This window comes from Streptomyces sp. NPDC029956, assembly GCF_055574655.1.
In genome coordinates this window covers 1-25,937 of the sequence record NZ_JBVHZJ010000079.1, presented here as the reverse complement: position 1 = coordinate 25,937, position 25,937 = coordinate 1, and the positions used below count along the sequence as shown (strand labels likewise).

25 protein-coding genes and 1 riboswitch are annotated in these 25,937 nt (G+C 70.8%); of the genes, 8 read left to right on the top strand and 17 right to left on the bottom strand.

Features of this window, described 5'->3' with window-relative positions; all coding sequences use genetic code 11:
- Positions 1-15: 15 nt before the first annotated feature.
- Both ACZ4XX_RS37050 and ACZ4XX_RS37045 read left to right on the top strand, forming a co-directional pair.
- The gene (locus tag ACZ4XX_RS37050; protein ID WP_468512210.1) at positions 16-759 is read left to right on the top strand and encodes a pyridoxamine 5'-phosphate oxidase family protein; all 744 of its coding nucleotides are present in this window, start codon (positions 16-18) and stop codon (positions 757-759) included.
- Positions 760-857: 98 nt separating this feature from the next.
- Positions 858-1,502, top strand: a complete 645-nt coding sequence (locus tag ACZ4XX_RS37045) for an FMN-binding negative transcriptional regulator (RefSeq protein WP_468512223.1) — start codon at positions 858-860, stop codon at positions 1,500-1,502.
- A gap of 69 nt (positions 1,503-1,571) precedes the next feature.
- On the opposite strand, the gene ACZ4XX_RS37040 is transcribed toward ACZ4XX_RS37045, so the two are convergent.
- From ACZ4XX_RS37040 to ACZ4XX_RS37030, 3 genes are all read right to left on the bottom strand, one after another.
- A complete protein-coding gene (locus tag ACZ4XX_RS37040; protein WP_468512209.1) occupies positions 1,572-2,537 on the bottom strand; it encodes a DMT family transporter in 966 nt (321 codons plus the stop codon).
- 176 nt (positions 2,538-2,713) lie between these two features.
- Positions 2,714-3,838, bottom strand: coding sequence for an EamA family transporter (locus ACZ4XX_RS37035; RefSeq protein ID WP_468512208.1), 1,125 nt, complete (start codon positions 3,836-3,838; stop codon positions 2,714-2,716).
- Positions 3,839-3,879: 41 nt separating this feature from the next.
- The gene (locus ACZ4XX_RS37030) at positions 3,880-4,515 is read right to left on the bottom strand and encodes a Clp protease N-terminal domain-containing protein (RefSeq protein ID WP_468512207.1); all 636 of its coding nucleotides are present in this window, start codon (positions 4,513-4,515) and stop codon (positions 3,880-3,882) included.
- A gap of 196 nt (positions 4,516-4,711) precedes the next feature.
- Here ACZ4XX_RS37030 and ACZ4XX_RS37025 point away from each other — a divergent pair, with 196 nt between their 5' ends.
- Both ACZ4XX_RS37025 and ACZ4XX_RS37020 read left to right on the top strand, forming a co-directional pair.
- Positions 4,712-4,936 (top strand): hypothetical protein, encoded by a 225-nt coding sequence (locus ACZ4XX_RS37025; RefSeq protein WP_468512206.1) that lies wholly within the window; start codon positions 4,712-4,714, stop codon positions 4,934-4,936.
- Between the two features lie 68 nt (positions 4,937-5,004).
- Complete coding sequence (locus tag ACZ4XX_RS37020; RefSeq protein ID WP_468512205.1) at positions 5,005-5,433, top strand: type II toxin-antitoxin system Rv0910 family toxin; 429 nt, start codon at positions 5,005-5,007, stop codon at positions 5,431-5,433.
- A 138-nt stretch (positions 5,434-5,571) separates the two neighbouring features.
- On the opposite strand, the gene ACZ4XX_RS37015 is transcribed toward ACZ4XX_RS37020, so the two are convergent.
- The gene (locus ACZ4XX_RS37015) at positions 5,572-6,186 is read right to left on the bottom strand and encodes a PadR family transcriptional regulator (protein WP_468512204.1); all 615 of its coding nucleotides are present in this window, start codon (positions 6,184-6,186) and stop codon (positions 5,572-5,574) included.
- A 273-nt stretch (positions 6,187-6,459) separates the two neighbouring features.
- Between ACZ4XX_RS37015 and ACZ4XX_RS37010 the strand changes: the two genes are divergently transcribed.
- Complete coding sequence (locus ACZ4XX_RS37010; RefSeq protein WP_468512203.1) at positions 6,460-7,269, top strand: PhzF family phenazine biosynthesis protein; 810 nt, start codon at positions 6,460-6,462, stop codon at positions 7,267-7,269.
- A gap of 116 nt (positions 7,270-7,385) precedes the next feature.
- Here the strand turns inward: ACZ4XX_RS37010 and ACZ4XX_RS37005 are convergent, their stop codons facing one another.
- On the bottom strand, positions 7,386-8,168 hold the full coding sequence (locus ACZ4XX_RS37005; RefSeq protein ID WP_468512202.1) for a CPBP family intramembrane glutamic endopeptidase: 783 nt from the start codon (positions 8,166-8,168) through the stop codon (positions 7,386-7,388).
- 122 nt (positions 8,169-8,290) lie between these two features.
- The gene (locus ACZ4XX_RS37000) at positions 8,291-9,790 is read right to left on the bottom strand and encodes a glutamate-cysteine ligase family protein (protein ID WP_468512201.1); all 1,500 of its coding nucleotides are present in this window, start codon (positions 9,788-9,790) and stop codon (positions 8,291-8,293) included.
- 480 nt (positions 9,791-10,270) lie between these two features.
- Here ACZ4XX_RS37000 and ACZ4XX_RS36995 point away from each other — a divergent pair, with 480 nt between their 5' ends.
- Both ACZ4XX_RS36995 and ACZ4XX_RS36990 read left to right on the top strand, forming a co-directional pair.
- Positions 10,271-10,861, top strand: a complete 591-nt coding sequence (locus tag ACZ4XX_RS36995; protein ID WP_468512200.1) for a hypothetical protein — start codon at positions 10,271-10,273, stop codon at positions 10,859-10,861.
- 332 nt (positions 10,862-11,193) lie between these two features.
- A complete protein-coding gene (locus ACZ4XX_RS36990; protein ID WP_055602597.1) occupies positions 11,194-11,400 on the top strand; it encodes a DUF5999 family protein in 207 nt (68 codons plus the stop codon).
- Positions 11,401-11,492: 92 nt separating this feature from the next.
- On the opposite strand, the gene gcvP is transcribed toward ACZ4XX_RS36990, so the two are convergent.
- Positions 11,493-14,378: an aminomethyl-transferring glycine dehydrogenase gene (gene gcvP / locus ACZ4XX_RS36985; RefSeq protein WP_468512199.1), complete on the bottom strand. Its 2,886-nt coding sequence runs from the start codon at positions 14,376-14,378 to the stop codon at positions 11,493-11,495.
- Between the two features lie 177 nt (positions 14,379-14,555).
- A riboswitch (glycine riboswitch) is annotated at positions 14,556-14,655 on the bottom strand.
- Between the two features lie 113 nt (positions 14,656-14,768).
- Between gcvP and ACZ4XX_RS36980 the strand changes: the two genes are divergently transcribed.
- On the top strand, positions 14,769-15,134 hold the full coding sequence (locus ACZ4XX_RS36980; protein WP_468512198.1) for a PRC-barrel domain-containing protein: 366 nt from the start codon (positions 14,769-14,771) through the stop codon (positions 15,132-15,134).
- Between the two features lie 119 nt (positions 15,135-15,253).
- On the opposite strand, the gene ACZ4XX_RS36975 is transcribed toward ACZ4XX_RS36980, so the two are convergent.
- From ACZ4XX_RS36975 to ACZ4XX_RS36930, 10 genes are all read right to left on the bottom strand, one after another.
- Positions 15,254-16,669 carry a DNA polymerase IV gene (locus ACZ4XX_RS36975; protein ID WP_468512197.1) on the bottom strand — a complete coding sequence of 472 codons (1,416 nt, stop codon included), beginning with the start codon at positions 16,667-16,669 and terminating at the stop codon, positions 15,254-15,256.
- 113 nt (positions 16,670-16,782) lie between these two features.
- Positions 16,783-17,460 carry a MerR family transcriptional regulator gene (locus ACZ4XX_RS36970; RefSeq protein ID WP_468512196.1) on the bottom strand — a complete coding sequence of 226 codons (678 nt, stop codon included), beginning with the start codon at positions 17,458-17,460 and terminating at the stop codon, positions 16,783-16,785.
- A 192-nt stretch (positions 17,461-17,652) separates the two neighbouring features.
- Positions 17,653-18,126 carry a bifunctional nuclease family protein gene (locus ACZ4XX_RS36965; RefSeq protein ID WP_015032172.1) on the bottom strand — a complete coding sequence of 158 codons (474 nt, stop codon included), beginning with the start codon at positions 18,124-18,126 and terminating at the stop codon, positions 17,653-17,655.
- A 141-nt stretch (positions 18,127-18,267) separates the two neighbouring features.
- The gene (gene ftsR / locus ACZ4XX_RS36960) at positions 18,268-19,011 is read right to left on the bottom strand and encodes a transcriptional regulator FtsR (protein ID WP_468512195.1); all 744 of its coding nucleotides are present in this window, start codon (positions 19,009-19,011) and stop codon (positions 18,268-18,270) included.
- A gap of 29 nt (positions 19,012-19,040) precedes the next feature.
- Positions 19,041-20,003, bottom strand: a complete 963-nt coding sequence (locus ACZ4XX_RS36955; protein WP_468512222.1) for an FHA domain-containing protein — start codon at positions 20,001-20,003, stop codon at positions 19,041-19,043.
- Between the two features lie 60 nt (positions 20,004-20,063).
- Positions 20,064-20,810 (bottom strand): DUF881 domain-containing protein, encoded by a 747-nt coding sequence (locus tag ACZ4XX_RS36950; RefSeq protein WP_468512221.1) that lies wholly within the window; start codon positions 20,808-20,810, stop codon positions 20,064-20,066.
- Between the two features lie 356 nt (positions 20,811-21,166).
- On the bottom strand, positions 21,167-21,499 hold the full coding sequence (locus ACZ4XX_RS36945) for a small basic family protein (RefSeq protein WP_015032176.1): 333 nt from the start codon (positions 21,497-21,499) through the stop codon (positions 21,167-21,169).
- Positions 21,496-22,434, bottom strand: a complete 939-nt coding sequence (locus ACZ4XX_RS36940; RefSeq protein ID WP_468512220.1) for a DUF881 domain-containing protein — start codon at positions 22,432-22,434, stop codon at positions 21,496-21,498. The genes ACZ4XX_RS36945 and ACZ4XX_RS36940 overlap by 4 nt, the downstream gene beginning before the upstream one ends.
- A 92-nt stretch (positions 22,435-22,526) precedes the next feature.
- On the bottom strand, positions 22,527-25,022 hold the full coding sequence (locus ACZ4XX_RS36935) for a sugar phosphate nucleotidyltransferase (RefSeq protein ID WP_468512194.1): 2,496 nt from the start codon (positions 25,020-25,022) through the stop codon (positions 22,527-22,529).
- 116 nt (positions 25,023-25,138) lie between these two features.
- On the bottom strand, positions 25,139-25,747 hold the full coding sequence (locus ACZ4XX_RS36930; protein ID WP_189831299.1) for a CDP-alcohol phosphatidyltransferase family protein: 609 nt from the start codon (positions 25,745-25,747) through the stop codon (positions 25,139-25,141).
- Between the last annotated feature and the right edge of the window lie 190 nt (positions 25,748-25,937).

Below are 25,937 nucleotides of genomic sequence, written 5' to 3'. Positions count from 1 at the left end.
GCAATGGAGAACGCAATGAGCACCGCCGCCGACACCGCCGCCGATACGGCCGCTGACAGGACCTCCACCGGGATCTCCGAGACCGCTGCCACTGCCGTCGCCGACACGTACACGCCGACCGACCGGACCGTCCCCACCCGTTCCCGCCTGCGCGCGTCGTACGACAAGGCCCTGGTGCACTCGATACTCGACGAGGCGTACGTCTGCCACCTCGGGTTCGTGCGGGACGGCGCGCCGGTCGTGCTCCCGACGCTCTTCGGGCGCGTCGACGACCGCCTCTACGTGCACGGCTCGACCGGCTCGCGGCCGCTGCGCGCGGCCGGCGACGGCGTGGCGGCCCCCGGTCTGCCCGTCTGCCTGACCGTGACCCACGTCGACGGCCTGGTACTCGCCCGCTCCGCGTTCCACCACTCCCTCAACTACCGCTCGGTCGTGGTCCTCGGCACCGCCCACCAGGTCACCGACGCCGAGGAGCTGCGCATCGCCCTCGACGCGCTGGTCGACCACGTCGTCCCCGGCCGCTCCGCCGACTCCCGCCCGGCGAACGCCAAGGAGCTCGCCGCCACGGCCGTGATCCGCCTGGACCTCAACGAGGTCTCGGCGAAGGTCCGCACCGGCGGCCCCAACGACGACGTGGAGGACCTGGGCCTCCCCCACTGGTCCGGCGTGATCCCGGTGCGCGGCGGCTACGGCGCACCGGTCCCGGCGGACGACCTCGACCCGGCCGTGGCCCTGCCCGACTACCTGGCCGCGCTCTAGAGAAGCCGCGAACCGCAAGGTCACGCGTGGCAGAACCACGAACGACGAAGAACCGGACGACGAAGGGACGTACGGACGATGCCGAGGACGGTCGGACGATGCTGATCCACCCCTGGGACGCCCCCCACGACGAGAACGAGTGGCGCGACTGGCTCGCCCGGCACGACTTCGGCCAGCTCGCCGTCAACGGCCTGCCCGGACACCCGCCGTGGGTGCAGCCGATGCACTTCCGGTACGAGGCCGAGCCCGGCCCGTACGGCCGGGTGCTGACCCATCTGGCCCGGCCGAACCCGCTGTGGCGCGCGCTGGAGGCCAACCCGACGGTGCTCCTCGGCGTGGTCGACGACTACGTCTTCGTGCCGGGCACCTGGATGGCCCCCGAGGGCACGCCGAGCGCCCACGGCACGCCCACCTCGTACTACGCCTCCGTCCAGCTGCGCTGCACCGCGCACGTGGTCGACGATCCGGCGGAGAAGGCGGAGCTGCTCAACCGCCAGGTCGCCCACTTCCAGCCGGACGGCGGCACGGCCCCCGCCGTCCCCGGCGAGGCCCCGTTCGGCCGCATGCTGTCCGGGATCCGGGTGCTCCGCCTGGAGGTGACGGAGGTGCGGGCCAAGTTCAAGTACGCGGGCAACAAGCCGCAGGAGGTCCAGGAGCGGGTCATGGAGCGGCTGGCCGAGCGCGACGGCCTCCGCGACCGTGCGGCGCGCGGCCACCAACTGCGCCGCCGCGCCACCGGCTGACAGGGGTGGGGGCCCGCGCCCCCCACCGCGGGTGACGGCCCGTACCCCCACCGCCACCGCCACCTCGGTCTACACCGCCACGGCCTCCCGCCGCCGCTCCGCCGTCGCCGTCCGCGCCTCGGCGAACGCGAGGCCCGTGACGGCGGCGAGCAGCAGCAGCGTGCCGAGCACGACGGCGGTGGTGAGCCGCTCACCCAGCAGCGAGACGGCGATCACGGACGCGCTGACCGGCTCAAGGAGCATGATCACGGAGACGGTGGCGGCCCGGACGACCGCCGCCCCCGCGAAGTACAGCGCGTAGGCGAGCGCGGTCGGGACGGCGGCCACGTAGACGAGCAGGAGCAGCACGCTCACCGGCGCGTCCGTGTGCGGTACGAATCCCTCCGCGAGCGCTGCGGGCAGCAGCCCGACGGCCCCGATCGCGAAGGCCCAGGTCGTGGTGGACAGCGCGTCCGTACGACCGCCGTCACGGCCGAGGTAGCGCGTGAGCAGGGTGATCGCCGCGTACCCGGCCGCCGAGACGACCGCGAGGACGACACCGAGCGGCCTGACCTCCGCCGCTCCGCCGCCGAGGACGAGGACGACGAGCCCGGCGAGCGCCCCGGTGACGGCGGTGATGCCGCCGCGGCCGAGGCGCTCGCCCATGGTGATGCGTGCCCCGACCGCGATGAGGACGGGTCCTGCGCCCAGCGTGACGACCGTGCCGACCGCGAGACCGGTGGCCTCGACGGCGGCGAAGTAGGCGCTCTGGAAGACGGTGAGCCCGATCCCCGTGCCGAGGATGCGGGCCGTCCTGCGTCCTCGTGATTCCGCGACCGTACGGGCGGCCCGGCGCCGGGGCCGCAGGGCGAGCGCCCCGAGCAGCAGGACGAGGCCGCCGACGCAGCGCCAGAAGGACAGGGCCAACGGGCCCATGTCGCTGATGCGGAAGATCAGCGAGGCGGCGGCACCGGCCGTGCCCCAGGCGATCCCGGCGACGATCAGATAGAGCAGGCTCCGCCCGACGGACAGGGCGGATTCCGAAGAGTTCGACACGTGACTTCTCCGTGGAAGACAGGAGGGAAGGGTGGTCGCTCGGCTCCGCGCGCGGGCAGCGACGAACCGCTCGGGGGCGAGAGGTCGCCCGGCCGAGCCCGGTCTTCGTCGAGGAGAGTCTCCGCGCGCGCTAGGCGGCGGGAGGCGGAAGCACGGTCGAATGCATGATCGGCACCTTAGGGCCCGGCCCGCCGGGCGGACAACTCGGTATCACAGTCCGTCACACCAGCCGTGTCCGTGACACCGCCCGCTTCCGTGACACCGCCCGCTTCCGTCACACCAGCCGCACCCTTCATGCCTGCCACATCCACCACACCGGCCACATCCACCACACCGGCCGCGCCCACCACACCGGCATCCGCCGCCGACCCCGCCACCGGTGCCGCCGCAGGCGCCTTCGGCGTCGACGACTGGGCGATGAAGGCTCCGACCAGGACCACCGCACCGCCGATGATCTGCGGGGCGTCGAGGTACTGCCCGAGCAACACCCAGGCGAGCACGGTCGCGATGACGGCCTCGAGGCAGGCCACGACACCCGCCACCTGCGGCGAGAGCCGCCGCACCGAGACGACGCCGGTGACGTACGCGAGCACCGTGGCGATCAGCACGATCCAGCCGAGCAGCAGCCACGCGGGCACGGAGGTGCCGTCCATGTCGGCGCTGCCGCCGAGCAGCACCCAGTCCATGCCCCACGGGCGGGCGACGACGGTGAGGACGAGCGCGCCGATGAGCAGCCCGTACGCGATGACGCCGATCGGGTCGGCCTGTTCTGCCTCGCCCGAGCCCTGGTCGGAGAGGACGAAGTAGCCGACCTGGCAACAGGCGGCGGCGAGCGCCAGGAGCAGCCCGACGAGGTCGAAGCTGAGCCCGGACCAGACCTGGACGACGGACGCGAGACCGCCGACGGCCAGGACGACACCGAGGGCGGCGGCGCGGGTGACCGGCCGGCGCTGGACGAAGCGGACCCAGCCGAGCACGAGGGCAGGGGCGAGGTACTCGATGAGCAGCGCGACGCCGACCGGGATCCGGGAGATGGAGGCGAAGTAGAAGGCCTGGACGCCGGCGACGGCGAGCAGCCCGAAGCCCACGAGGAGAGCGGGTTTGCGGCGCAGGAGGTCCCGGTGGCGCCAGGCCACCGGGAGCATGACGAGCGCGGCACCGGCGACCCGGAGCCACACCACGTGGAGCGGGTCGAGTCCCGCCTCGATGAGCGGCTTGGCCGCCACTCCTGAACCACCGAATGCGAAGGCCGAGGCCAGGGCTAGTCCCAGGCCGGCGCTTCTCCCCTGAGACGCGTGCATCGGGCCATGATGACAGGGCGCGGTCAGGGGCGTAACCCCCGTTACACCTGTTGAGACGGCTCCTCGCCCCGCCATGGAACGGACCCTTCCGCCAGGGCGGCCGTACCGGCGTCGGCACGGGCTCCGGCGGAGGCTCCGACACGGGCGCTCAGCGCGGCCGGATCGACGCCGGCCCGGCGCAGCACCTCGGCGGCCCGGCTCTCCGGATCGGCGGCGACGACGGCGAGGAGGTCGAGGCCCCGCGCCTGGGTGTCCCCGCGTTCGACGGCCCGCCGGAAGGCCTCCTCGAGGGCCGCGGTCGCGGCCGGCGACCAGCCGGAGGCCCGGCCGTCCCGGGCCTCGGGCCCGCGCGTGGCGGGCAGCAGGCGGCCGGCCCCCGACTCCTCGACCGAGCGCTGCCAGCGCAGCCCGTATCCGATGGACCGCTGCACGAGGTAGCCGAGGATTCGGGCGCGCTGCTGTCCGCCCTCGAAGGCGGCTCCGGCCTCGGGGTCGGACTCGATGAGCGAGTGCAGGAGGTGGGCGGTGTCGATCTGCCGGTCGCCGTCCCGGAGGGCTCTGCGGCGCGCGCCGGTCACGACCGTCATGAGGGACGGCGTCAGAAAGGGCGCGAGTTCGGCGCGCGGGGCGGCGGGCTGCCGGAGTGGCTGCTGGGGAATCGGGACGGGACGATGCACCCTCTCACCTCATCAGGTCCGGGCCGACGGGGCATCGCCGGGGAGAAGCATGTCCGCATCCCACCGGAGTTGGGCACGCGCGCACGGTTCCTCCTCCTTACGGATGAGATCGCGCGCGTTGCCCTCCCCGGGCGCGCGCCGCCTTGCCTTGCGCCCCCGACGCAACCACGGGCCCCGCCCGCCACGTCTTTCGATCGTGTTCTGGATGGTGGCCCTGCTCGCGCGCGACGGGCGGCAGTACGTCTACCGGGTGTACGCACCCCGGGAGGCACTGCCGGCCGATCTGTTCTGGGCGGCCTTCCACTGTCACGAGGAGGACGGGGCACCCCGCGCCTCCGACTGCTTCGACGCGTCCGAGATCTGGTGGATCGGCGACGGGGCGGGACCGGCCGCCGCAGAACTGACGGTTCATCAGTATTGAATGTTCACGGCCGCCCGGCTACGTTCCGCGACACCGGAACCCAGCAGCACGCGTGAAGGGGTGGTCTCATGGCCGAAGTCAGCGCGGAGGCACGGATCGAGGCACCGGCCGGAAAGGTCTGGGCGCAGCTCGTGGACTTCCCCTCGTACGGCGAGTGGAACGCCACCCACACCAGCTTCCCGAACGGCGGCCCGGAAACCCTCGAGGCGGGTGCCACCTTCACGGAGAACATGAAGCTGATGGGCTTCCCCGCCGAGGTGCTCTGGACGGTCGAGGAGCTGGAGTCCGAGCGCGCGTTCGCCATCAAGGGCAAGGGCCCGATGGGGGTGCTCGTCACCACGCGCTACTCCCTGGCGGCGGACGGGGACGCGACGACCGTACGGATCGACGGCGAGTTCACCGGCGCGGCGGTCTCCCTGATGGCGGGCAAACTCAAGGACTCGGCGACGGCGGCCCTGACGGAGTCGCTGCGCAAGCTCTCGGGCCTGGTGGCCTGATCGAGGAGGACGGCCGGCGACCCGATCCGGACAGACGGCCCACGGCCTGACTCAGGCGGACAGGCAGGCAGGCGAAAGGGCCCCGCGGCGAACGCCACGGGGCCCTTCGACCGCTCCCCGCCCTCGACGGGCGCGGGCTCAGTCCTCGTCGGCGAGGATCAGGTACAGCTTCTTGCGGGCCTCGTTGATCACGCCGACGGCCTTCTTGCGCTGCTCGGCGCTGCCGGCCTTCCAGACCTGCCCGAACGCCTCCATCAGACCGAAACCGGCCTGCCGGATCTCGTTCATGGCCTCCCAGTCGACTCCGCGTCCGGCGTCCTCCCAGGGCGCGTCGGGACCTTCTTCCGCCTCGGCGCGTCCGGTGTCGGTGAGCGTGAACAGCTTCTTGCCGCCCTCGCTCGCGCTGGTGATCAGGCCCTCGTCCTCCAGCATCTGGAGGGTGGGGTAGACCGAGCCGGGACTGGGCCGCCAGGCCCCGTCGCTGCGCTCGCCGATCTCCCTGATCATCTCGTAGCCGTGCATCGGGCGGTCCTTGAGGAGCGCCAGGATCGAGGCGCGCACGTCGCCGCGCCGCGCCCTTCCCCGGCCGCCCCCGTGACCACGTCCGCCACCGAAGGGCCCGCCACCGCCGAAGCCCGGCCCGAAGGGGCCGAACGCGGCACGCCGCCCCTCGAAGCCACCACGAGGCCCGGGGCCGAAGCCTCCACGGCCGGCTCCGTGTCCGTTTCCGTACTCGTGTCCATGTGAACGCATCGCAACGCTCCTTCCATCGGGTTTCATTCGTTGAACTGTCGCGATGCCTCAACGATATATCGGAACTGTTCGCCGAGCAACCATGCCGACTGGATGCCCGCCGAAGGACCGCCGACCTGCGGCCCACCGGTCACGCTCCACGAGGTCCGCGGCCCTCGTGGGCGTGATCGGCACGCTTCCGGTGCGGGGCCGGTGACCTGGTCGGACCACTCGGTCCAGTTCTCCGCGATTGGCCTTGGCCCGCCCGATTCCGCCCCCGGTACGGTCGGCGCCATGAGGATCCGAATCGTCGACGCCTTCACCGACCAGCCCTTCTCCGGCAACCCCGCCGGAGTCCTCCTCCTGGACTCCTTCCCGGAGGACGCCTGGCTCCAGCGGGTCGCCGCGGAGGTCAACCTCTCCGAGACGGCCTTCGCCCACCCGCTGCCCGGCGGCGGCGAGGCCGACTGGGCCCTGCGCTGGTTCACCCCCACCACCGAGGTCGACATGTGCGGCCACGCCACGCTGGCCACGGCCCACGTCCTGCACTCCACCGGAACAGCGAGGGGCCCCGTCCGCTTCGCGGCCCGCTGCGGCATCCTCGGCGCCACCGCCGAGGCCGACGGCACGATCACGATGGACTTCCCGACCTCCACCCTCACCCCGGTGCCCGTCCCGGACGGTCTGGAGAAGGCGCTCGGCGCCGAGGTCGTCGCCGTCCACGACACGGCCGACCACATCGGCGACCTCGTCGTCGAGCTGCGCGACGAACCGACCGTGCGCGCACTCGCGCCCGACCACGCCGCCCTCAGGACCCTCTCGACCCGCGGCATCATCGCCACCGCCGCCGCCCGGAACCCCGACGGCGGCTACGACTTCGTCTCCCGCGGCTTCTTCCCCGCCGTCGGCATCGACGAGGACCCGGTGACCGGCAGCGCCCACACCGCGCTCGCCCCCTACTGGTCGGCCCGGTTCGGCCGCGACGACCTGGTCGGACTGCAGGGCGGCGCCCGCACGGGCATCGTCCGTACCCGGCTCCGCGGCGACCGCACCCTCCTGAACGGTCACGCGGTCACGGTCATCGAGGGCGACCTGCACGCCTGACCACGCGGCCGCGAAACACGCGAGGGGGGTACGGAGAACCCGTACCCCCCTCACCTCGCCCGCCCTCACCCAGGCCGAGTCCAAGCCGCGGCCGTGTCCAGGACCGCGACCGAACCTCATACCGTGGGCAGCCACCCCACCTTGCCCGCGAGCAGCCCGTATCCGACGAAGGCAACGATGTCGAGCAGCGCGTGCGCCACGACCAGCGGCCCGACCCGCCCCCAGCGCCGGTACAGCAGGACGAAGACCACGCCCATCACCACGTTGCCGACGAACCCGCCGATCCCCTGGTAGAGGTGGTACGAGCCGCGCAGCACCGAACTCGCCACCAGCGCGGCCATCGGCGTCCACCCCAACTGCCCGAGTCTGCGTAGCAGATACCCGACGACGATGACCTCCTCCAGAACGGAGTTCTGGATCGCCGACAGGATCAGCACCGGGTACTTCCACCACACGTCCGGCAGCGACTCGGGCACCACGGTGAGGTTGAAGCCGGTCGCCCGCGCCCCCAGGTAGAAGGCGAGCCCCGCGCTGCCGATGCCCGCCGCGACCAGCGTCCCGCGCCCGAGGTCGGGCCAGGGGCGGGTCCGGTCGAAGCCGATGGCCTTGAGCCCCGAGCCCTCGCGCAGCAGCAGATGGGCGACGAGCAGGACCGGCACGAGGGCCGAGGCGATGCCGAAGAGCTGCCAGGACAGGTCGAGCCAGGGCCGCCCCGGCGCGTACGAGCCGTTGAGCGTGGCCGCCTGCTCCTTCAGCGCCCCGGACTTGGTGAGCGAGCCGATGAAGCTGATGAGGGACGACAGGGCGCTCGCCCCGAGCGAGAGCGCGAGGACGATGAGCGTCTCGTTGCGCAGGACCCGGCGCGACAGCCCGTCGGGGGGCAGGGAAGCGTCACTCACTCGTTGGTCCGACACCACACCTGTCTCCACTTCCCGGTCGCGGACGGACGCCGTTCCGGCGGCATCCCGATCACTGTGCCATGATCGGCCACCGCCCCCGCCCGCGACCCCGGGAGGCGCGCTCAGTCGATGCCGATCGGCCAGGTGTGCACCGGCTCCCCCGCACGCATGAGGCTCCGGTAGCGGCGGGTGGTCGCCGCGAGCGCCGCCTCGCGGTCGAGGCCCGCCTCCAGCGCCTTGTGGAAGGTGTCGGCCTGCCACGAGGCACCGTTCACCCGCCGCAGACAGCGCTGCTCGATCACGCCGAGGTAGAAGTCCCGGTCGGCGGGTTCGATGTGCCAGGCGTCGAGCCCGGCCGCGGCGAGCGGCAGCAGTTCGTCGAGGACGAGCCGTACCGCGGGGACGGTCGCGATGCCGCCCGCCCGGCCGGAACGGGGCCAGCGCAGCTCCGCCTCGATGCCGTGCCGGCAGGCCGTGTCGAAGTTGGCCTCCGCGTCCTCGAAGGCCATCCGCTTCCAGACCGGCCGGGGGTCGTCGGCGAGGGAGCGGACGAGCCCGTAGTAGAAGGCCGCGTTGGCGATGACGTCGGTGACGGTCGGCCCGGCCGGCAGGACCCGGTTCTCGACGCGCAGATGCGGTACGCCGTCGACCCAGCCGTACACGGGCCGGTTCCAGCGGTAGACCGTGCCGTTGTGCAGGACGAGCTCCTGGAGGCGCGGCACCCCGCCCTGGTCGAGGACGAGGAGCGGGTCCTCCTCGTCGCAGATCGGCAGCAGCGCGGGGAAGTAGCGCAGGTTCTCCTCGAAGAGGTCGTACACCGAGTCCACCCACCGCTCCCCGAACCAGGTGCGCGGCCGGACGCCCTGGGCCTGGAGTTCGGGCGGCCGGGTGTCGGTGGCCTGGGTGAAGAGCGGCGGCCTGGACTCGCGCCACAGTTCACGGCCGAAGACGAAGGGGGCGTTGGCGCCGAGCGCGATCTGGACGCCCGACACCGCCTGCGCCGCGTTCCACACGGCGGCGAAGCGGGCCGGCGTGACCTGGAGGTGGAGCTGGACCGAGGTGCAGGCCGCCTCGGGAACGATCGACTCCGAGGTGCAGAGCAGCCGTTCCACCCCGTGGATGTCGAGCGTGAAGTCCTCACCCCTGGCGGCGAGGATCTGGTCGTTGAGGAGCGTGTAGCGGTCCGCTGAGGAAAGGTTCTCGGGGACCAGGTCGTCCTGGGTGAGCGTCGGCAGTATGCCGATCATCACGACGCCCGCGTCGAGTTCCGCGGCCTTGCGGTCGGCGTATCCGATTCCGGTGCCGATCTCCTCGGCGAGCCGGTCGAATACGCGCCCGTCGAGCTGGTGGGGCGCGATGTTCACTTCGAGGTTGAACATTCCGAGTTCTGTCTGGAAATCGGAGCTTGCGATCTTTTCGAGAACCGGCCCGTTCAGCATGCGGGGCAGTCCGTCGGCACCGGCCAGATTGAGTTCGATCTCCACGCCCATGAGATTGCGGGGACGGTCGAACCTCTTCTCCGCCAGAAGCCTCGCGAGCCCCGCGAGACACTGCTGGAGCTTTCTCCGGTACTGCTGTCGGTCGGACGGGCCGAACCCGTCGGCCACGACCTTCTCCCCCATCGAAGCGTCCCTCCGCGAATGGACGGCCGCCAGGACGGCCGCGCGTCACGGACCATGATGCCCACCCCGCTGATCCACAACGCCTGCGAAGGAGGGCCGTCGGAGGATAGGCTGGATGCTGCGCTCCACCGTCACATCCCAAGGGCACGGAACAATCGACATATACCAATGTCCTATTGTCCCGGGACCGGAGGCATGAATTCAGCCGTCCGCCCCCGCGAGGAATACGCAGGTGGGAGCACCACCACCCTCGGATTCCGCTTCTACGACCCTTGTTTTACGGCTTGATGACGCCTTGCCAGGAATATCGACGTCGTCTAGCGGAAACACTCCGTGAACACGTGTCGTATAAACTCCGCGGACGAGGCAGAGTGTTGGCGCCCGGTCATGGCCTCATGGCCCTCCTCTGGCCCCGCCGCCGACAGCGCCGTCGTACCTGCCCACGCATCACCGTGTCTCCTGAGTGAGAGGCGACCCACCATGCTCCGACCCTCCCCGGCCCCTGCGCCGGCCCTCCGCAGCGTCCTCGCGGCCCTCGGCTCACCGACCGCCGTCCGTGAGGCGCGAACTCCCGCCCTGCGGGCCGCGCAGGGACCACTGAGCCCCGAACTCCCCCTGCCCGTACATGTCCTCGGCGTCGCCGGGACCCCCGGGCAGGCCCCCCGCACCCGTCTCGCCGGCTGGCGCTTCCTGATCAGGAACGGGGGCCGGGCCATCGCCGCCGCGGACACCATGCTGACCCCGGACGGCTGGTCCTTCTCGCACTTCTTCGAGGGGCCCTACGTCACCGCGACGGAGCGGGCGCTGCTCCAGGCCGAGGCGCTGCCCGGCCCGTACCAGCCGCGACTGCTCTCCGTACCGGAGCTCTACATGCTGACCCTCTGGCTGCACGCCGAGCCGGAGGCGGACGGCGCCACCACCACCCCGGCCGCGGCGGATCTGATGGTGCCACTGGCGCCCGCCCCGCCGGGGATCGCGGCCCACCGTCCGTACCCCGTCGCCGACCTCCTGCCCGTGCTCAGTACGCGCCTCGCGCCGCCGCCCCTCCTGGGCTCGGCGGCGCCCGCCTGATCCACCGCACGAGCGTCACCGCCCCGTGACCCGCCCGGGTCACGGGGCGCACTGCTGTCCGAGCACCCGGCCCGAACGCGCCGCCCGAACACCCCTCCCGGACGGACTAGCCCACTGGGACCACTCCGAACCACCCAAAGAGACCGTGCAGTTGACCTGAACCGCCCCTGCGGGTGATGCGTCTTCCCAGGAAAGGACGAGCTGCCGCGAAATCCCTGCGGAAGACCGTCCATGGGGCAAGACTGGGATCGGAACCGAACCGACCGACGGGGGCGGCGATGAGCGCGAAGAGCCGCAGGACATCCACTACGACGCAGCGAAAGAACCCACCCATGTGCCAGCACCAGCCTGCCTGTCCCACCGCCGACTCCGCCGACCGCGAGGCGGCCCGACTGACGGCGCACCACCCGGAGCAGGGCTGGAGCCTGCTGTGCAACGGCGTCCTGCTCTTCGAGGACACCGGTGAACTGCTGCCGGACGGGCAGATCATCGCTCCGCACCGGCCGTTGTCGACGGGCCAGGTGACGACCGCCGCCTGACGGCACGCGCAACGCCCGAGGGCCGGCCCGGAGACGTCCTCCGAACCGGCCCTCGATTCACGCTCGACCGTCGTACGCGGCCGAGGTCATGCTCAGTTGTCGTACTCGTCCAGCGGCGGGCAGGAGCAGACCAGGTTCCGGTCGCCGAAGGCACCGTCGATGCGGCGCACCGGCGGCCAGTACTTGTCGGCGGCCGAGACGCCGGCCGGGAAGACGGCCTCGTCACGCGTGTACGCGTGGTTCCACTCGCCGCCCAGCGCCGCCGCGGTGTGCGGGGCGTTGCGCAGCGGGTTGTCCTCCGCCGGCCACTGGCCCGAGGAGACCTTCTCGATCTCGGCCCGGATCGCGATCATGGTGTCGCAGAAGCGGTCGAGCTCGGTCAGGTCCTCGGACTCGGTCGGCTCGATCATCAGCGTGCCGGCCACCGGGAACGACATCGTCGGTGCGTGGAAGCCGTAGTCGATCAGGCGCTTCGCGATGTCGTCGACCGTGACGCCCGTCGCCTTGGACAGCGGACGCAGGTCCACGATGCACTCGTGGGCGACCAGACCGGCCGGGCCCGTGTAGAGCACCGGGAAGTGCGGCTCGAGGCGCTTGGCGATGTAGTTGGCCGCGAGGACGGCGACCTGCGTGGCGCGCTTGAGGCCCTCGCCGCCCATGAGGCGCACGTACGACCACGAGATCGGCAGGATGCCCGCGGAGCCCCACGGGGCGGCCGAGATCGGGCCGACGCCGGTCTCCGGGCCCGCGGTGGGCTGGAGCGGGTGGTTGGGCAGGTACGGGGCGAGGTGCGCCCGGACACCGACCGGGCCGACGCCCGGGCCGCCGCCGCCGTGCGGGATGCAGAAGGTCTTGTGCAGGTTCAGGTGCGAGACGTCGCCACCGAAGTGCCCCGGCTTGGCGAGACCGACGAGCGCGTTGAGGTTGGCGCCGTCGACGTACACCTGGCCGCCGGCCTCGTGGACCTCGGCACAGATGTCGGCGACGTGCTCCTCGAAGACGCCGTGCGTCGACGGGTAGGTGATCATCAGCACGGACAGCTCGTCGCGGTACTGCTCGATCTTGGCGCGCAGGTCCGCGACGTCGACCTCACCGTCGTCGGCGGTCTTCACGACGACGACCTTCATGCCGGCCATCACCGCGGAGGCGGCGTTGGTGCCGTGCGCGGAGGACGGGATGAGGCAGACGGTGCGCTGCTCGTCACCGTTGGCTCGGTGGTAGGCACGGACGGCGAGGAGGCCGGCCAGCTCGCCCTGCGAACCGGCGTTCGGCTGGATCGACACCTTGTCGTAGCCGGTGACCTCGGAGAGGCGCTCCTCCAGCTCGGTGATGAGCGTGAGGTAGCCCTGCGCCTGCTCGACCGGGGCGAAGGGGTGCATCTGGCCGAACTCGGGCCAGGTCACCGACTCCATCTCGGTCGTCGCGTTCAGCTTCATCGTGCAGGAGCCGAGCGGGATCATGCCGCGGTCGAGCGCGTAGTCGCGGTCGGCCAGCTTGCGCAGGTAGCGCAGCATCGAGGTCTCGGAGCGGTGCGCGTGGAAGACCGGGTGGGTCATGTACGCGTCGGAGCGGAGCAGCCCGGCGGGCAGCGTGTCCTCGGCGGTGGCGTCCAGGGCCTCGACGTCGGCGGTGACGCCGAAGGCGCCCCACACGGCGGCGAGCTGGGCCCGCCCGGTGGTCTCGTCGCACGACATGGACACGTGGTCCGCTTCGACGCGGTAGAGGTTCACACCGGCCTCGCGGGCGGCGGCCACGACCTCGTCGGCCTTGCCGGGCACGCGGGCGGTGAGGGTGTCGAAGAAGGCACCCTGGGTGAGCTCCACGCCCCCGGCGGTGAGGCCGGCGGCCAGGATCGCGGCGTACCGGTGGGTACGGCGCGCGATGCCCTGGAGGCCCTCGGGGCCGTGGTAGACGGCGTACATGCCGGCCATGACGGCGAGCAGCACCTGAGCGGTACAGATGTTGCTGGTGGCCTTCTCGCGGCGGATGTGCTGCTCGCGGGTCTGCAGGGCCAGGCGGTACGCGCGGTTGCCGTCGGCGTCGACGGAGACACCCACGAGACGGCCGGGCAGGGAGCGGGCGTGCTTGTCCTGGACGGCCATGTAGCCGGCGTGGGGACCGCCGAAGCCCATGGGAACGCCGAAGCGCTGCGTCGTACCGACGGCGATGTCGGCCCCGAGCTCACCGGGCGAGGTGAGCAGGGTGAGCGCGAGCAGGTCGGCGGCGACGGTGACGATCGCACCGAGCTCGTGAGCGGCGTCGATCAGCGGCTTGATGTCCCGCACGGCACCGGAGGCACCGGGGTACTGGACGAGCACACCGAAGACACCGCGCTCGGCGACCTCGGCCGGGATGCCGTCGCTCAGGTCGGCGACGACGACCTCGACACCGGTCGGCTCGGCGCGGGTCTCGATGACGGCGATCGTCTGGGGCAGGGCGTCGGCGTCGATGAGGAAGACACCGTTCTTGACCTTGCCGACGCGCCGGGAGAGCGCCATGGCCTCGGCGGCGGCGGTGCCCTCGTCGAGCAGCGAGGCACCCGAGGTGGGCAGCCCGGTGAGGTCGGCGACGACGGTCTGGAAGTTCAGCAGGGCCTCGAGGCGCCCCTGCGAGATCTCCGGCTGGTACGGCGTGTACGCCGTGTACCAGGCCGGGTTCTCCATCACGTTCCGGAGGATCACCGGCGGCGTGAAGGTCCCGTAGTAGCCGAGACCGATCATGGGCGCGAGGACCTGGTTGCGGTCGGCGAGGGTGCGCAGCTCGGCGAGCACCTCGGCCTCCGTGCGCGCGGCCGGCAGGCCCAGCGCCTCGGTGTTCTTGATGACGTCCGGCACCGCGGCGGCCGTGAGCTCGTCGAGGGAGCCGTAACCGACCTGGGCGAGCATCTTGGCGCGCGCCTCGGCGTCGGGCCCGATGTGCCGCTGCTCGAACGGGATGCCCTGTTCGAGTTCGGAGAGCGGAATGCGGTTGGCGGTCATGTACGGAGGCCTCCTGGTCGTCACGACCTGCGAGGGGCACCACGGCGCGGGTACCCGGACGGCCTCCCCCTCTGTCATCTCAACCTGAGAGTTTCACCGGCACGCCTCATGGCACGCCGGCTTTCACCGTCGGTGAGAGCGCATGCCGTCGGACACCGCTCTGCTTTCCAGAGTGACCTCGTCCGCGCGGTACAGGGGCCTGAGAGATTCCGGGGAGGATTTGCTCCTTCGGCGCCCACCGGAAGGTTTCTCCGGGGGACTCTCCCGCACGGGGTCGACAGCCACAGCCAGCCTACCAGCGAGGTTGCGGCTTCCATCGCTCAAGTGGCCGACATCCCAGTTGTGCACTTTCGTAGGGGTGTAGAGCAGTTGCGACCAGTTGGAGGGACCGTGCAGACCGATATCGATCCGCGCAGCCTGATCGGCCGCAAGGCGTACGACCGGAACGGACACAAGATCGGAACCGTGGACGAGGTGTACCTGGACGACGCGACCGGCATCCCGGAATGGGCAGCGGTCCGCACGGGCCTGTTCAGCCGGGACGCCTTCGTCCCGCTCGAACCGAGCGAATTGATCGACAACGGCCTCCACATCCCGTACGAACGCGCCCTGATCAAGGACGCCCCCGACTTCGGGGTGGGCCGCCACCTCTCCCCGGAACAAGAGCTCCAGCTCTACCGGCACTACAGCCTGGCCCTCCCCTCACCCCCGTCGGACGCTCCGGACACGGACTTCGGACACCTGGCAGGCCAGTAGGAGACCACCCGCACCAGCCGCGCAGCTGCACGGCCGGTGCGGGTGGGAACACAAGCCCGGCCGCAAGGCCGGGCACACCATCGCGGCACCCGGCACCCGCCACCGCGCGAACCGCCGGCTCACCCCCGCCCCACCAACGGCAACGCCTCCCCCGGCTCAAGCTCCGGATCGTCCACCGCGAAGGTCCGGACCCGCCCCGGCGCCGATCCCGGCTCCTCGAACCGCACCGTCACCCGCCCCACCCCGCTCCCCTGCACCCACCCTGCGCCGTACACGGCGTGCCGGACGTCATGCCCGGGCGACCAATGCCGCTCCACAGGCGCAGGCACAGGAGCCTCAGGCTCGACAGAGGCCACAGCAGACCCGGCGGTCGCGCCCGCAGCACTGTCACCCGCGGTTCCCTCCACAGACGCCGAGGCCGTGACCGAGGCCCCCTCCGACCCCACGCTCGGCCCCGCCTCGGCCCCCGCCTGAGCGAACAGATCCTCCTGCGTGTAGTCCGCGAGCCCGCTCACCCCGACCCCCAGCAACCGCACGCCCCCGGTCGTGTCCACCGCTTCGAGCAGCCGCCCCGCCGCCTCCCGCACCACACCCGGATCGTCCGTGGGCCCCCGGAGCGTCTCGGACCGCGTGAGCGTCGAGAAGTCGAAGCGCCGCACCTTCAGGACGATGGTCCGCCCGGAGTGCTTGGAGGCCCGCAACCTCCCCACGCACCGCTCCGCGAGCCGCTCGACCTCGAACCTGATCCGGACCCGGTCGTGCAGGTCGACGTCGAACGTGTCCTCGACCGAGACCGACTTCGCGTCCCGCTCGGCCACCACGGGCCGATCGTCGTACCCCCGGGCCATCAGGTACAGCGAGGCCCCGTGCGCCCGCCCCAGGAGCCGCACGAGCTCGTCCTCGCCCGCCTCCGCGAGGTCGGACACGGTGGTCATCCCGGCCCGCCGGAGGTGCTCACCGGTCGCCGGCCCGACACCGGGCAGGATCCGCACCGACCGCGGCGCGAGAAGCTCCTGCTCAGTCCCGGGTTCGATCAGCACGAGGCCGTCGGGCTTCGCCTCCTCGGAGGCGATCTTCGCGATCATCTTGGATCCCGCGAGCCCCACGGACCCCGAGAGCCCCGTCGTCGCCAGGATGTCGACCCGCAGCCGCTCACCGGCCGCCCGCGCGCTCGCACTGTCGTCGGCCACGCCCCCGGCCTCCAGGTCCACGAAGGCCTCGTCGAGGCTGAGCGGCTCCACGAGCGGTGAGAGCCGTCCGAGCAGCTCCATGACCTGCTCGCTGATCGACCGGTAGAACGAGAAGCGGGGTACGAGATAGGCCGCGTTCGGCGCGAGCCGCCGCGCCTGGCCCATGGGCATGGCCGAGTGGACTCCGAAGCGACGCGCCTCGTACGAGGCGGTGGCGACGACGCCACGGGGCCCGAGACCGCCGACGACCACGGGCTTTCCGCGCAGGCTGGGCTTCGACGCCTGCTCGGCGGCGGCGAAGAAGGCATCCATGTCGAGATGCAGGATGGTGGGCGCGGCTCTCACACGTCCGATGCTGCCTCACACCACTGACAACGGCCCCCACCACACCGCACGGCCCGAGTCGTGAACCCGGGGGCCAAGCCCCACCGGCCCCCGAAGGGCCAGGTCCCAGCCCCTCAGACGGCCCGGTCCCGACGCCTCCGCGCCAGCTCGTCCCCCGGGTTGTGTCCCACGAGCGTCTCGCCCGTGTCGACCCGCTCCCCGTGCAGCTGCGAGAGCGCCGCCTCGACGTCCCGCCAGACCACGCCGACGGCGATGCCGAAGACACCCTGCCCGCCCTGGAGCAGGTCGACGACCTCGTCCGGCGAGGAGCACTCGTACACCGTGGCCCCGTCGCTCATGAGCGTCATCCGCTCCAGATCGCGGAAGCCCCGCGCACGCAGGTGCTGCACCGCGGCCCGGATGTTCTGCAGGGCGACCCCGGTGTCGAGGAAACGCTTGACGATCTTCAGCACGACGACGTCGCGGAAGCTGTAGAGCCGCTGGGTCCCCGACCCGTACGCGGGCCGCACGCTCGGCTCCACGAGCCCCGTACGCGCCCAGTAGTCCAGCTGGCGATAGGTGATCCCGGCCGCAGCACAGGCCGTGGGGCCGCGATAGCCGACCGTCTCACCCGCCGCGCCGGGACCGGTACCGGAAGCACCCCCGGGGCCCGCGGCCGCGCCGCCGCCCGCACCGGCGTCCGTACCCGAACCCGTACCGAAGTCGCCCACACTGCCGTGAAGCGGATACGGACCGCTGTCTCCGGACACGCGTCCGAGCGAGCTGCCTGCCGTACCGTCCGCGCTGCTCATCACGCCGACCCTCCGTCCTTGACCTGCCCACACGAAGGTAGGCAGTCACTCGGGGTGCGTCAACGATCGCCACACTCGGCACGCCGAGTGATAATCACCCTGAGAGTGGTTTCGCGTCTCTCTCGCCGGGGAAAGGCTACTCGAATGCTCTGACAGCACTCCGCGAACGGCCAGCGGCCGCGCCGCTTCGACTCACTGACTGTTGGTCCCGAAATCCTCCGGTGAGATCTGGTCGAGGAACTCGCGGAACTTCTCCACCTCGTCCTCCTGCTCGTCCGGAATCGCGATGCCGGCATCGTCCAGCACACCGTCACTGCCGTAGATCGGCGTTCCGGTCCGGAGGGCCAGTGCTATCGCGTCCGAAGGCCGCGCGCTCACCTCGACGCCGCTGGCGAAGACCAGCTCGGCGTAGAAGACCCCGTCACGCAGATCCGTGATGCGGACTTCGGTGAGTTCCTGTCCCACAGCCTCCAGCACGTCCTTGAAAAGGTCGTGCGTCAGCGGCCGCGGAGGGGCCATCCCCTGCTGGGCGAAGGCGATCGCGGTCGCCTCACCCGGTCCGATCCAGATGGGGAGGTACCGATCGCCTCCCACTTCACGCAGGAGCACGATCGGCTGGTTGGAGGGCATTTCCACCCGGACACCCACAACGTCGAGCTCGTTCACACAGCAACCCTAGGACGTGCCCGACCGGTTTGGATAGTCGGGCCCACCCAAGCCCACCCCCGCACACGCCCCGAACCCGGTACGAACCCGACAAGAACCCGCCCCGAACCCGGCACGAATCGGCCCCGAGAACTCACGGGCTCACTGCAGCCGAATGCCCAGCGCGGTCTGTACGAGTGCGGCGTGCAGCCGCACCGACTGTGCGGCGAGCTCCTGCGCGGTGGCCTCCGCGTGGGCTCTGGTCTGCGGGTTGCGGTGCCGGCGCAGCGGCGCGACGACCTGCTCGATCAGACCGGCCTCGCGGTCCGCGGCGGCCTTGACGGCCCTCAGATGCCGGGGTTCGAGGCCGAATCGCCCCAGATCCGCGACGAGCCGCGCGACGGTCACGGTCTCGGGGTCGTAGCCGCCGCCGTCCGTCTCGGAGATCAGACCGTACGACTCCCACGCCAGGAGCTCCGTCTCGGTGACCTCGGCCGCGGCCATCAGTTCGGCCCGCCCGATCCGCGCGGCGGTGGGGGGCTCGGCGTCCTGCGCCCAGGCCCCTTCGATCAGATCCCGCCGGCGCCCGGGCGCCGGGAGCTTGATCGTCTCCCCGCGCGCGAGGGCGTCGAGGTGCTCACGGATGACCTTCAGCGGAAGGTAGTGGTCCCGCTGCATCCGCAGGATCTGAGCGAGCCGCTCGACATCCTGCGGGCTGAACTTCCGGTACCCGGAGGCCGTACGCCGGGGCTCCACGAGCCCCTCGGCCTCCAGGAACCGGATCTTGGAGATGGTCACTTCGGGAAATTCGTCGCGCAACTGGTTCAGCACCGTGCCGATGCTGACCAGCCGGTCGCCCGCGGTGGCGGTGCCGGCACCGGCACCGCCCGTCGGTGTTCGCAGCATGGACCTTCCCTGAAGGCTTCTCCGAGGCGCTACATGCCCCGCTGGCTCGAGTAGAAGACCAGGCGGTACTTACCGATCTGCACCTCGTCGCCGTTGGACAGGACGACCGATTCGATCGGCTCGCGGTTGACGTACGTGCCGTTGAGGCTGCCGACGTCGGCGACGGTGAAGCTGCCGTCCTGGGCCCGCCGGAACTCGACATGGCGCCGGGAGACCGTGAAGTCGTCCAGGAAGATGTCGCTCTGCGGGTGACGGCCGGCCGTCGTCAGCTCACCGTCGAGCAGGAAGCGGCTGCCGGAGTTCGGCCCACGACGCACCACGAGGAGCGCGGAACCGGACGGCAGGGCCTCGACGGCCGCCAGCGCCTCGGGAGAGAGCGAGGGCAGCTGGGTCTGGCCGGTGACCTCCGCGTCGTAGGCCTCAAGGCCCGAGATGGAGATCGTGGACGTCGTCTCGGAAGCACGCTCGGGAGCGACTCCGCCCCGCAGCGGCGTGCCGCAGTGGGAGCAGAAACGGCTGTCGGCCGCGTTGCGGTGACCGCACCTCGTACACACCGGCATGGACGCATCCTCCTGCCGCGGCTGACCCGCCGAGGTCTGTGTCGCATACGGATCGGGGGTGAACCCTCCACCCGTACTTGAGGTTGATGGTTCTCCGAAACCTATGCGGGCGGCCCCGGCAGGGTCAACAGACGACGCGCCGTACGCGCCGGGAACGTCACCGCCCTGGCCACCGACCTCGTCGCGGAAGAGCGGGCGTTCGCCGCCCTGCTCCTCGCTCTGGGCGTGGCGCGACGCGCGGTGCTTGGCGTTACCGCCGTCCTCGCGTCCGCTCTTGCCGAACAACTTCGCAAAAAAACTCACGGGCGATTCCCCTTGACCGAAACAGACCCGCCCGTGGGGCAGGACGAACCGAGATCCATCACACCTGCCGACCCGGACACCTTCACAACGTCCGTATCCTCCGGACAGTTTCCACCACGCACCACCGATGTGGTGCGCCGACCCCCCGCAACGTCTTGCCCTTGTCGCGGGACCCCCTGTGTCTCCCTCTCACTGCGAGGACGACTGAGCGTAGTCAGGCCGCTTCGCGGGTCGCAAGGCGTCGACGACGATCTTCGCCGACCGCTCCACCGTGGCCGTGGCCTGCTCCTTCTCCAGGGTCTGCACGACACCGCCGGGGATGTTGAGCGCGGGCTCGAGATCCTCCGGCTTGCCGATGACCTTGAAGACGTACGGAGCGGCCACCTTCGTTCCATCGATCTGCATGTCATCACCGCTACCGGTGAAATAACTGTCCGCGACCACCCGGACACCGTTGACCTGGATCGCCTCGGCGCCGGCGGCGCGCAGCTCCTGGATGGCGTCGAGCAGCATGTCCGACTCGACGGCCCCGCTCGGGTCGCCGACGGTCAGCGTGATGCCGGGCCCCTCGGCCGCGACGGTGCCTGCCAGGATCCCGAGCTGCTGCTCCTTCTCCTGGGTCTGCTTGCGCGCCTCCTCGGCCTGGTCCGAACTGGACTCCAGCTCGGTGCGCTGCTTCTCCAGGCGGGACTTCTCGTCCTCCAGGCGCTGCGTACGGTCGTCGAGCTCGTCGAGGATCCGGACCAGGTCCTCCTGGCGCGCGCCGCGCAGGGCGCTGTTGTCGCTGGTCGAGGAGACCTGGATGGCCAGGCCCAGACCGAGGACGAACAGCAGCAGCGCGACGACGAGTTGGGCGCGCGTCACCCGGGGCGGCCACAGCGCGGAGGCGAGCCGCCGCCGTCCGCTCGGCTCGGCCGCGGGGGCGACCGGCGGCACGGGTACGCGGACGTCGTGGTCCGCGGCCGTGTCACGGACCGAGTCCGAGGGCGGCTCGTGCTCTCGCGACGTGCCGCCGGGCACGGGCTCGCCCACGCCCTCCGGCCGACCCGCGCTCTCCGGCTTCCCCACGCGCTCCGGTCCGCCGGCACTCTGCGGCTTCCCGAGGCTCCCGGGCTCCCGGTCGTTCTCCGAGTTCTCGGCGTGGCCGGACTTCTTCGGGCTCTGCGGGTTCTGAGGACTCTGCGAGCTCTCAGGACTCTGCGAGTTCTGGGGTTCCTGCGGATTCTGGGGGCCCTGCGGATTCTGGGGGCCCTGCGGGTTCTCAGGGTTCTGCGGGTTCTCGCTCATCGGCCTCACGCCCGGAAGACATGGCGCCGGATGGCGGCCGCGTTGGAGAAGATCCGGATGCCCAGCACGACGACCACACCGGTCGACAGCTGCGCGCCCACGCCCAGCTTGTCGCCGAGGAAGACGATCAGGGCGGCCACGACCACGTTGGAGAGGAACGAGACCACGAAGACCTTGTCGACGAAGATCCCGTCGAGCATGGCCCTGAGGCCGCCGAAGACCGCGTCGAGGGCGGCGACCACGGCGATCGGAAGATAGGGCTCGACCACCGCCGGAACCTCGGGGCGGACCAACAGTCCGACCACGACTCCGACGATCAGGCCCAGTACGGCGATCACGATGTGCCCTTCCCTGTGTCGGCCGTGGCCCGACCGGACGGCGTCGCCGCCCCGGCCCCCCTCGGCTCTGCGGTACGTACGGTCAGGCTCGGCGCGGCCGGCAGGCGTACGTCGCCCTCGGTCGTGATCCCGCTCCTGATCCCGAAGTTCTCCACCAGCGCGTGCAGATACTGCCCGTCGGCGCTGTCCTGGAACGCGGTGCTCAGCCGCTGCCCGTCCCCGATCGCGAGGATGGTGTACGGCGGCACCAGCGGCTTGTTGTCGACCAGTATGGCGTCGCCCGCGGCCCGGATCGCGGACAGTGAGGTGAGCCGCTGACCGTTGATGGCGACGGCCTCGGCGCCGGACTCCCAGAGCCCGTTGATGACGCGCTGCATGTCCCGGTCGCGTACCCGGCCCGTGTCGGCGAAGCCGCTGCTCTCCCGCGGCCCGCCTCCCCCGGTGTCGGTGTTCTTGGCGTCGTTGACGACGAGCTTCACGCCGGGGCCGTGCACGGGCGTCGCGCCCGAGAGCAGCCCCACGAGCTCGGCCTGGTCGCCGCCGTGCTGCTGCAGTGCCTGCCGCTGGCGTTCGCCGACCTCGGACCGGATCCGTTCGACGTCCGCCTCCAGCTGATCGGCCGAGGACGTCTCCTCCTCGATCCGGTCGATCAGCTCCTGCCGCTCCTTGGCGACGACGGGCGCGGAGATCCGTGCCTCGGCCGCGCCCACGGTCACCACGGCGGCGGCGAGCACCAGGCCCGCGGCGACACCCAGCTTGGCCCGCAGGCTACGGGGCAGCCCACCGCCCTCGGCCGCACGCCGGGCGGTCGCCTCCGCGTAACCGTCGTCGAGCGCGTGGTCTATCACGTTGTTCAGCAGCGACATGGACGCGTCCGGGCGCGGCGGCGGTGATCCGGTGCTCCGAACGGGGGGCTGCTGCGACATGCCGCACATCGTCGCACGTCGCACGGCCTACCGCCGAATGGCCCCTCCAGCCGTCGGGGAGGCACCCCGTGGGTGCCTCCCCGACGACCGGTCCGATCCGCTCAGCTACCTGCGCTGTCGACCACCGCGGCCCATTCGTCGAGCAGGGCTTGGGCGGAGGCGTCGTCGGGCCCCTCGGCCCACAGATGAGTGACGGCCTCGGCGGGGTCGGGCAGCACCATCACCCACCGCCCGTCGGCCTCGACCACCCGCACCCCGTCGGTGGTGTCCACGGAGCGGCTGCCCGCCGCCTCCACCACCCGACGCATCACGAGTCCCTTCACGGCCCACGGCGTCGCGATGTCCCGCTTGAGGACGTGCGCCCGTGGAATCCGCGCGTCGATCTGGCTCAGCGTGAGCTGCGTCCGCGCCACGAGGCCGATCAGCCGCACGAACGCGGCGGCCCCGTCGAAGACGCTGCTGAACTCGGGCACGATGAACCCGCCGCGCCCGTCGCCGCCGAAGATCGTCGACTCCTCGCGCCCGACCCTCGTGAGGTCGTCCGGCGAGGTCGTCGTCCACTCCACCTGCGTGCCGTGGTACGCGGCGACCTGCTCGGCGATCCGTGTGGTGGTCACCGGCAGGGCGACCCGTCCCGAGCGCCGCTCGGCCGCGACCAGGTCCAGCATCACCAGGAGCGCCCGGTCGTCCTCGATGATCCGCCCCCGCTCGTCCACGAGCGAGAGCCGCTCGCCGACGGGGTCGAACCGCACCCCGAACGCGGCCCGCGCCGAGGCCACGATCTCCCCGAGGCGTACGAGCCCGGCCCGCCGGCTCTCGACCGACTCGGTGGGTCTGGACTCGTCGAGCCCCGGGTTGATCGTCAGCGAGTCGACCTGGAGGCGTCCGAGGAGGCTGGGCAGTACGAGCCCGGCGCTGCCGTTGGACGCGTCCACGACGACCTTCAGTCCGGCCTCGGCGATTCCGGAGGTGTCGACGTTCCGCAGCAGGGAGCCGGTGTACGAGTCGAAGACGCTCGCCGGGAAGGACAGGTCGCCGATCTCTCCGGGGAACGCACGGCGGTACTCCTGGCGCGCGAACACCCGGTCGAGCTTGCGCTGCCCGCCCTGCGACAGGTCGGCACCACGCTCGTCGAAGAACATGATGTCCACGGAGTCGGGCACTCCGGGCGAGGTCCGCACCATGATGCCGCCGGCGCTTCCCCGCGCGGTCTGCTGCCGCGCCACCGGCAGCGGTACGTTCTCCAGGTCCCGTACGTCGATGGCGCTGGCCTGCAGCGCCGAGATCACCGCCCGTTTCAGCGCCCGCGCACCCCGGGAGTGGTCACGGGCCGTGGTGACGGTCGCGCCCTTCTTCAGGGTCGTGGCGTACGCGCCCGCCAGCCGGACGGCGAGTTCCGGGGTGATCTCCACGTTGAGGATGCCGGAGACCCCTCGGGCTCCGAAGAGGTGGGCCTGCCCACGGGACTCCCAGATGACCGAGGTGTTGACGAAGGCGCCGGCCTCGATCGTCTTGAACGGGTAGACCCGGACGTTGCCCTGCACGATCGATTCCTCACCGATCAGGCACTCGTCCCCGATGACGGCTCCGTCCTCGATCCGGGCGGCCCGCATGATGTCTGTGTTCTTCCCGATCACACAGCCGCGCAGATTGCTCTGCTGCCCGACGTAGACGTTGTCGTGGACGACGGCCTTGTGCAGGAAGGCGCCGCTCTTCACGACGACGTTCGAGCCGATGACGGTGTGCTCACGGATCTCGGCACCGGCCTCGACCTTGGCATAGTCACCGATGAAGAGCGGTCCCCGCAGCACGGCGTCGTGGTGCACCTCGGCACCTTCGGCGACCCACACGCCCGGCGAGATCTCGAAGCCGTCGATGTCGACCTGGACCTTGCCTTCCAGGACGTCCGCCTGGGCCTTCACGTAGCTCTCGTGGGTGCCCACGTCCTCCCAGTAGCCCTCGGCGACATAGCCGTAGATCGGCTTGCCTTCCTTCATCAGCTGCGGAAAGACATCACCCGACCAGTCCACCGAAACGTCCGCCTGGACGTAGTCGAAGACCTCGGGCTCCATCACGTAGATGCCCGTGTTCACGGTGTCGGAGAAGACCTGGCCCCAGGTGGGCTTCTCAAGGAAGCGCTCGACCTTGCCTTCTTCGTCGACGATCGTGATTCCGAATTCCAGCGGATTCGGCACACGGGTGAGACAGACCGTGACGAGGGCGCCCTTCTCCTTGTGGAAGGCAATGAGATCGGTGAGATCGAAATCGGTGAGTGCGTCCCCCGAGATCACGAGAAAAGCGTCGTCCTTCAACGCTTCCTCGGCGTTCTTCACACTGCCCGCTGTACCGAGTGGCTTCTCCTCGTTGGCATACGTGAGCTCCATCCCGAGCTCCTCGCCGTCGCCGAAGTAGTTCCTGACGAGCGAGGCGAGAAACTGCACGGTGACGACGGTCTCGTTGAGACCGTGCCTCTTGAGCAGTCGTAGGACGTGCTCCATGATCGGCCGGTTCACCACCGGCAGTAGAGGCTTGGGCATGCTCGAGGTCATAGGGCGAAGGCGAGTTCCTTCGCCACCGGCCATCACAACGGCCTTCATGTCGGAAGCGTCCTCCTTGAAGAGACGACGGTCCTGCCGACTTCACCTGTCCGCTCAGGGGCCCTCGGACGTCCTCGATGTTGCCGGCGACGCTGCTCGGCACAGGACAGACGGGCTCAATCGGCCGCGGTATCCGCCTTCACGAGTCGACGGACCTGGACCACGTAGAGGATCCCTGCCCACCAATACAGAGTTGTACCCCATCCTGCGAAGGCCCACCCGAAAACTTCAGCGAGTGACGAAAGCCAGCCCGTTCCGTCACTGAGAAGCAGCAACGGGAACGCGTACATCAGGTTGAAAGTCGCAGCTTTGCCGAGGAAGTTCACCTGCGGCGGCGGGTAACCGTGCCGACGGAGGATTCCCACCATCACCAGCAGCATGGCCTCGCGCGCCAGGAGGGCGGCGGTCAGCCACCACGGCAGGATCTCGCGCCAGGTGAGACCCACGAGAGTGGACAGGATGTACAGCCGGTCGGCGGCGGGATCGAGCAGCCGGCCAAGGTTGCTGATCTGGTTCCAGCGCCGGGCCAGTTTGCCGTCGAGATAGTCGCTGACGCCGCTGAGCATCAGGACGAGAAGCGCCCAGCCGTCACTGTTGGGGCCACCGAACTCCGGACGGAGAATCAACCACAGAAACAGCGGCACGCCGGCGAGACGCGCCATGCTGAGAATGTTGGGGATGGTGAGGACCCGGTCGGTCTGAACGCGGGTCTCCTGGACCTCCACCCGGGGGCCTCCTGCTGGGAACGTACGGACGATGCCTCCTGACCTTACCCTCAGCCACAACGCCCCGGTGCACAGGGGGGCGCCGACCGGGCCCGGAACGCAAAAATGCCTCAACCCCCGGACAAGGTCCGGGGGTTGAGGCTAAAAATTGTTCGGCGGCGTCCTACTCTCCCACAGGGTCCCCCCTGCA